General features: G+C 70.7%; 3 protein-coding genes. 1 reads left to right on the top strand and 2 read right to left on the bottom strand.

What is annotated here, in order from left to right; translation table 11 throughout:
- The coding region (locus tag ACFW2E_RS28645) for a family 78 glycoside hydrolase catalytic domain (RefSeq protein WP_384469956.1) at positions 1 to 3711 on the bottom strand (3711 nt) is incomplete at its 3' end.
- 248 nt (positions 3712 to 3959) lie between these two features.
- Positions 3960 to 4634: an alpha/beta hydrolase gene (locus ACFW2E_RS28650; protein ID WP_384469957.1), complete on the bottom strand. Its 675-nt coding sequence runs from the start codon at positions 4632 to 4634 to the stop codon at positions 3960 to 3962.
- 208 nt (positions 4635 to 4842) lie between these two features.
- Between ACFW2E_RS28650 and ACFW2E_RS28655 the strand changes: the two genes are divergently transcribed.
- Positions 4843 to 5586, top strand: a complete 744-nt coding sequence (locus tag ACFW2E_RS28655; protein ID WP_384469958.1) for a dienelactone hydrolase family protein — start codon at positions 4843 to 4845, stop codon at positions 5584 to 5586.
- The last annotated feature ends 122 nt before the right edge of the window (positions 5587 to 5708 follow it).

Consider the following 5708-nt stretch of genomic DNA (forward strand, 5'->3'; position numbering starts at 1 on the left):
GTAGCACGCCTGGCCCGCGGGAACCGCCTGGGCGGGGGCGGTGATCGACTGCGGTCGTGAGGTGGGGACGGTGACGGACGCGAAGGTGTTGACGGGCACGGTGACGTGCAGCGTCAGCTTTCCGTCAGCGACCGACCAACTGCTCTCCGCGCCGCCGAACGGCGTCTCGTACGTGCTGCCCGCCGAGGTCAGGCCGCCACCGATCCGTGGAGCGACGCGCAGGGAGGCGTAACCGGGGCTCGCGGGACCGAGCCCGCCGACGTGGCGGTAGAGGAAGTCACCGACCGAGCCGAGACCGTAGTGGTTGAACGAGTTCATGCCCGGGTCGTTGAACGAGCCGTCGGTACGGATACCGTCCCAGCGCTCCCAGATCGTGGTCGCACCCTGATCGATCATGTAGCCCCAGCCGGGGAAGTCGCGCTGCAGCAGTATCCGGTAGGCGGTGTCCGCGTGCCCGTGGTCAGCCAGTACCGGCAGCAGGTTCTCCACGCCGAGGAACCCCACGCTGAGGTGCCCGTTCGTCGCGGCGACCTTGGCGGCCAGCTTGTCCGCGGCCGGCTGCACCAGGGAGGCGGGCAGCAACTCGAAGGCCAGGGCCAGCACATAGCCGGTCTGGGTGTTGCCTCGGACGGTGCCGTCGTTCGTGACGAAGCGCGCGGTGAAGGCCGCCGCCACCTGGTCGGCGAGCCGTCCGTACGACGTGGCCTCGGACGCGCGGCCGGTCGCCGCCGCCATGCGCGACACCAGACGTGCCGACCGCGCGAAGTAGGCCGTGCAGATGAGGTCCTGCGCCGTGTCGTCGTTGACGTTGAGCCAGTCTCCGTAGGTCTGCTGATTGCGTATCAGGTCACTGCCGGCGGTGCCGCGCAGGTAGTCCACCCACTTCGCCATCGCCGGGAAGTGCTGGTCGACGACGGTGACGTCACCGAAACGCTGCCAGAGCGTGTACGGGATGATCGTGCCCGCGTCGCCCCAGCCGGCCGTGCCGGAACCGCTGATCACGGCGGGAGCGACGTCCGTGAAGGCACCGTTGGCCTGCTGGGCGTCCGTCAGGTCGTCGGCGAACTTGGCGAGGAAGGCGTGGGTGTCCAGGTTGAAGGTGGATGTCGCGCAGAACGCGGCGATGTCGCCGGTCCAGCCCAGGCGTTCGTCCCGCTGGGGGCAGTCGGTCGGGATGGAGAGCATGTTGCTGCGTTCGCCCCACACGATGTTGTGCTGGAGTTGCTTGACCAGCGGGTCCGAGGCGTCGAACGTGCCCGGCTGCCCGGCGTCGGTCCACATCGCGCGACCGGTGACGGTGCCGTCGTCGGGTCTGAAGCCGGCCGGGAGGCCGCTGAGTTCGACGTATCGGTAGCCGTGGACGGTGAACCGGGGTTCGTACGTCTCGGTGCTCCCGGTTCCGGCGAGGGTGAATCGGTCGGTGGCCTGAGCGGCGCGCAGGTTTGCGGTGTAGAGGGTGCCGTCGCCGTTGAGGACCTCGCCGTGCCGGACGGTGACCGTGGTGCCCGCGTCGCCGCTGAGCGCGATGCGGTTCCAGCCGGTGAAGTTCTGCCCCATGTCGAAGATCCATATCCCGGGCTGCGGTTGTGTGATCGCCACGGAACGGAACTCGTGCTGGACGGTGACACCGTTGTCGACCTGGGCGACCATGGGGGGCGTTGGCCCGTCGTGAACGGTCGCGGTGGACCAGCCGCTGTCGTCGAAATCGGCGCCGTCCCAGCCGCTGATGTGCAGCCTCGCGTCGTAGGTCTCGCCGTTGTAGAGGTCGTCAGCTCTGATGGCGCTCGTGCCGGCCTTCCAGCCGCCGTCCGTGGTCACCAGCTGGGTGGTGCCGTCGGTGAAGGTGATGAGCAGCTGTGCGGCGTACCACGGCTGGGTGCCGTACTTCTGACTGCCGGCGAAGCCCAGGCTGCCGGAGTACCAGCCGTTGCCCAGCCAGGCACCCAGCGCGTTCGTTCCCTGCCGGATGCGTTCGGTGACGTCGTGGACCTTGTACTGCACGCGCTTGGTGTAGTCGGTCCAGCCGGGAGCCAGCACGTCGTCGCCGACCTTCGCGCCGTTGAGCCGCGTCTCATGGAGTCCCAACGCGGTGGTCAGCAGCCGGGCCGAGGCCACCCGCTTGCCCACGGTGAAGGTCTTGCGCAGGAGTGGCGCGGGCCTCACGACCCGTACGTTGGATCCCCAGGGGCCGTCGCCGTACGCCGCGACCGCGCCTGCCGCGGGCCAGCCGCCGTCGTCGTATCCGGGCGAGTTCCAGCCCGTCGGATCGTTCTGGTACGACTTCCACGACGCGTCGGTGACGACGGTCGGGCCTCCGGTCACCGTCAGCTTGGCGATGAGTCCGGCCGGGGACTGGCTCGTGTTGCGTGCGGCCACGGCGATCGTGTTGCCGCCGCTCGTCAGGTGGGCGGTGACATCGACGAGGGCGGCGCTCCTCCATGAGTCGGTCACCTTCGGCGAGGTGCTCACCAGGGTGCCGTTGACCCAGACTTCCGCGGTGTCGTCCCCGGTGACGACCAGGGTGGCGCGCGTGGGTGCTTCCGTCAGTGCGAAAGTGCGCCGGAAGTATCGGGTCTCGGCGGGACGTCCGGCCGCGGGATCGCCCTCGGGGTACCAGATCCAGGCGGCCCCCGACAGGTCCGGGCCCGGCGGCTGGCCGATGAAGGCGGCCCGCCACTCGTCGGCCGCCGCCAGCAGTCCGGTCTCGAACCATTGCGGCTTGCTCCAGGGGCCCGTTCGGCCCTGGGTGTCCCACACGCGTACGCGCCAGTAGTAGCGGGTCAGACTCGTCAACGGGCGCCCGCCGTAAGCGATGTCGAGCTGCCGGTCGGACGGGACCCGGTGGCTGTCCCACATGTCACCTGTTCCGGCGGCCGTGGCGGAGACCTGGATCTGGTACGCGGCCTGCCGTTGCTGCGGCTGCGTCGATTCGAGCTTCCAGCCGAACCGCGGTCGCGCCGCGTCGACCCCGAGCGGGCCGGAGCGGCGCTCCACGGTGCAGTGGGCGACGTCGAGCGGCGACGCGGCCGTGAGGTCGGGTGCGGCGACCCTGGTGTTCCAGGGAGCGGTTCCGTAGGCGCCCAGGTCCCGGGCGGCGGGCCACGCGCCGTCGCTGAATCCGGGCTGTTCCCAGCCCTCGGGTACGTCCTTGCCGGCCGACCATGCGCCGTCGGTGACGAGGTCGGTCGTTCCGCCGGCCGATCGGACGTGCACTCGGCCGATGACACCCGCGGGGCCGCCCTGGTTCCGGCTCGCCAGCGCGATGGTGTTGGTACCCGGTGTCACCGCGGAACTCAGGTCCACGTAGAGGGCGTTGCGCCAGGAGTCGGCGACCCTGGGGGATGCGGCCAGCGGCGTTCCGTTCAGCCAGACGTCCACCGTGTCGTCGCCCGTGACGATGAGCCGGGCTTCCGTGACCTCGCCGTCGGCGACGGTGAACCTCTTGCGGAAGTAGCGGAACCCGGCGGGGGCGTCGGTGCCCGGACTCCCTTCCGGGTACCAGATCCAGTGGGCCGGGGAGAGGCCGGCATCCGTGAGGTGGCGGGTGCCGCCGGCTGCCCGTGCGTGGCCGGGGAACGCGCCGACGGCTCCGGCGGCGAGGGCACCGGCGGCCAGTGCCGACCCGGTGCCGAGGAAGTGGCGTCTGCTGAACGGGGACTGGTCCCGGGGTGCGCGTGGGCCGGGGGCGGGGGGAGTGGTGTGACTGGCCAACGAAGTACTCCTTCACGCAGGTCGGGCGAAGCGGGAGGGCTTGGCTGAGCGGCGGTCGGTTCGTGGGTATGGGTGGGGGGAATAACCACAGAGACAGGCAGGGAATGAATCGTTTCAAATCGTCAATGCGGTGGCAACGTATGAGAGTTGGGGCTGGCCGTCAATAGGTGCGACGTGTCGTTCAAAGTTGCACCGGAGGGGTGCGCGAGGGGTGCGGGACCCTGGGGGCGCTGTTCGCCCACGGGGTCCTACGAGGCTGTACGCCCGTCCGGGAGCAGGGCGGCGACGGTCGAGGCGGCCGTGCGGTGCCAGTGCCCACTGCGGCGGAGCATGGCGTGATCACCGCCGGGGACGATGACGGTCTCCGCCCGGGCGCCCGCCTCCTGGGCCCTGCGTACCAACGACACCGATTCGCGGGGGTCGGTGACACGGTCGCGGTCGCCGTGGAGGACGACGACGTCCTTGTCCCGCAGATGGGCCACCGGTTCGCCGTCCGGGCACCAGGGAGCCAGCGCCAGAACCGCGCGGACCTCCGGCGCCGCCGCGGCGCGCAGGGCCGCCCGGCCTCCCATCGAGTGACCCACGAGGACCACCGGGACATCGCCGGTGAGCCGCGCGAGTTCCGCGAGTGCCCGCTGGACGTCACGCAGGGCGTCGGCGTCGCCGCCGTTCCAGCCCCGCAGGCGATAGCGGACCTCTCCGAGGAGAACGTCGTCGTCCGGCAGCACTGCCGCGACGGCCCGGACGAAGGGCCTCATCCGTACGGCCGCCGGGTGCCAGGGCCGGGAAGGGGCCCGGCTGACCTCCTTGCCGCCGTGCAGGAACAGCACGGCGGCACGAGGCGTACGAGGGGCGCGGCGGACCACCAGGGCGGCGGGTGCGTCGGCCGCTCCGGGCACGGATCCCCGCTCGTGTCCGGTCATCCGTGCTCCTTGCGCATCACGCGGTTCTGCCTCCTGCCGCAAGGATATTCGCCCTGGTGAGAAAGCGGGCCGTGGTAGGTTCTGCGCCGTCAGATGCTGCTGCGAACCGAGGAGGTGGGACCGGTCAACGCTGTGACAGGTCGGGGCTCCCTCTTTCGTACGGCCTGGGGAGTGCCCGCAGAAGGCATCCCGAAAGGCTTGAAACGCCATGCGCTTCAGCTCTGAGACGTCGTCCGGCGGCGTCACCGAACAACTCTTCACCCTCCCCTTCACCTTCGGTGAGATCCCCGGCGTGCTGTGGACGCCGGACGGCGCTTGCGGTACCCGCCCCCTGATCCTGATGGGACATGGCGGCGGGCAGCACAAGAAGACCCCCGGCATCGTGGCGCGGGCCCAACGCTTCGCGGCCGAGTGCGGCTTCGCGGTGGCCGCCGTCGACGCGCCCGCTCACGGTGACCGACCGCGAACCGAGGCACACGACCGGCTCATCGGCGAGATGCGCGAGCGCATGCGGACCGGCGGGGACGTGGCCCCGGTGCTCGCCGAGGTGCACGGTCTCATCGCCGGCCAGAGCGTCCCGGAATGGCGGGCGGTCGTGGACGCGGTCCAGCAACTCGACCACGTCGGGGCCGGCCCCGTGGGCTACTGGGGACTGTCGTTGGGCTGCGGGCTCGGCGTCCCATTCGTCGCATCCGAGCCCCGCGTCCGCGCTGCGGTGCTGGGCCTGAACGGAGCGGAGACCTCTGCGGAGGCGGCCGCGCGGATCACCGTCCCGTTGGAGTTCCTGGTGCAGTGGGACGACGAGCGGGTGCCGCGGGCGGCGAGTCTGGCACTCTTCGACGCCTTCGCGTCGGCCGAGAAGACGCTGCACGCCAACCCCGGCCATCACGGGGAGGTCCCGGCGTTCGAACTGGACAGCTCACTGCGGTTCTTCACCCGGCACATGGGCTGACACGCCGACACCCCTGCTGTTCACGCAGCGACGAGGGGGGGGGACCGTGGTGTTGGCAAGGAAGGGAGGGGAAGCGCCAGGGGGGGTGTGGAAAAGGGTGGGTGAGAGGGGGGACGCGCGGG

This window comes from Streptomyces sp. NPDC058964 (assembly GCF_042741275.1).
Classification (GTDB): domain Bacteria; phylum Actinomycetota; class Actinomycetes; order Streptomycetales; family Streptomycetaceae; genus Streptomyces.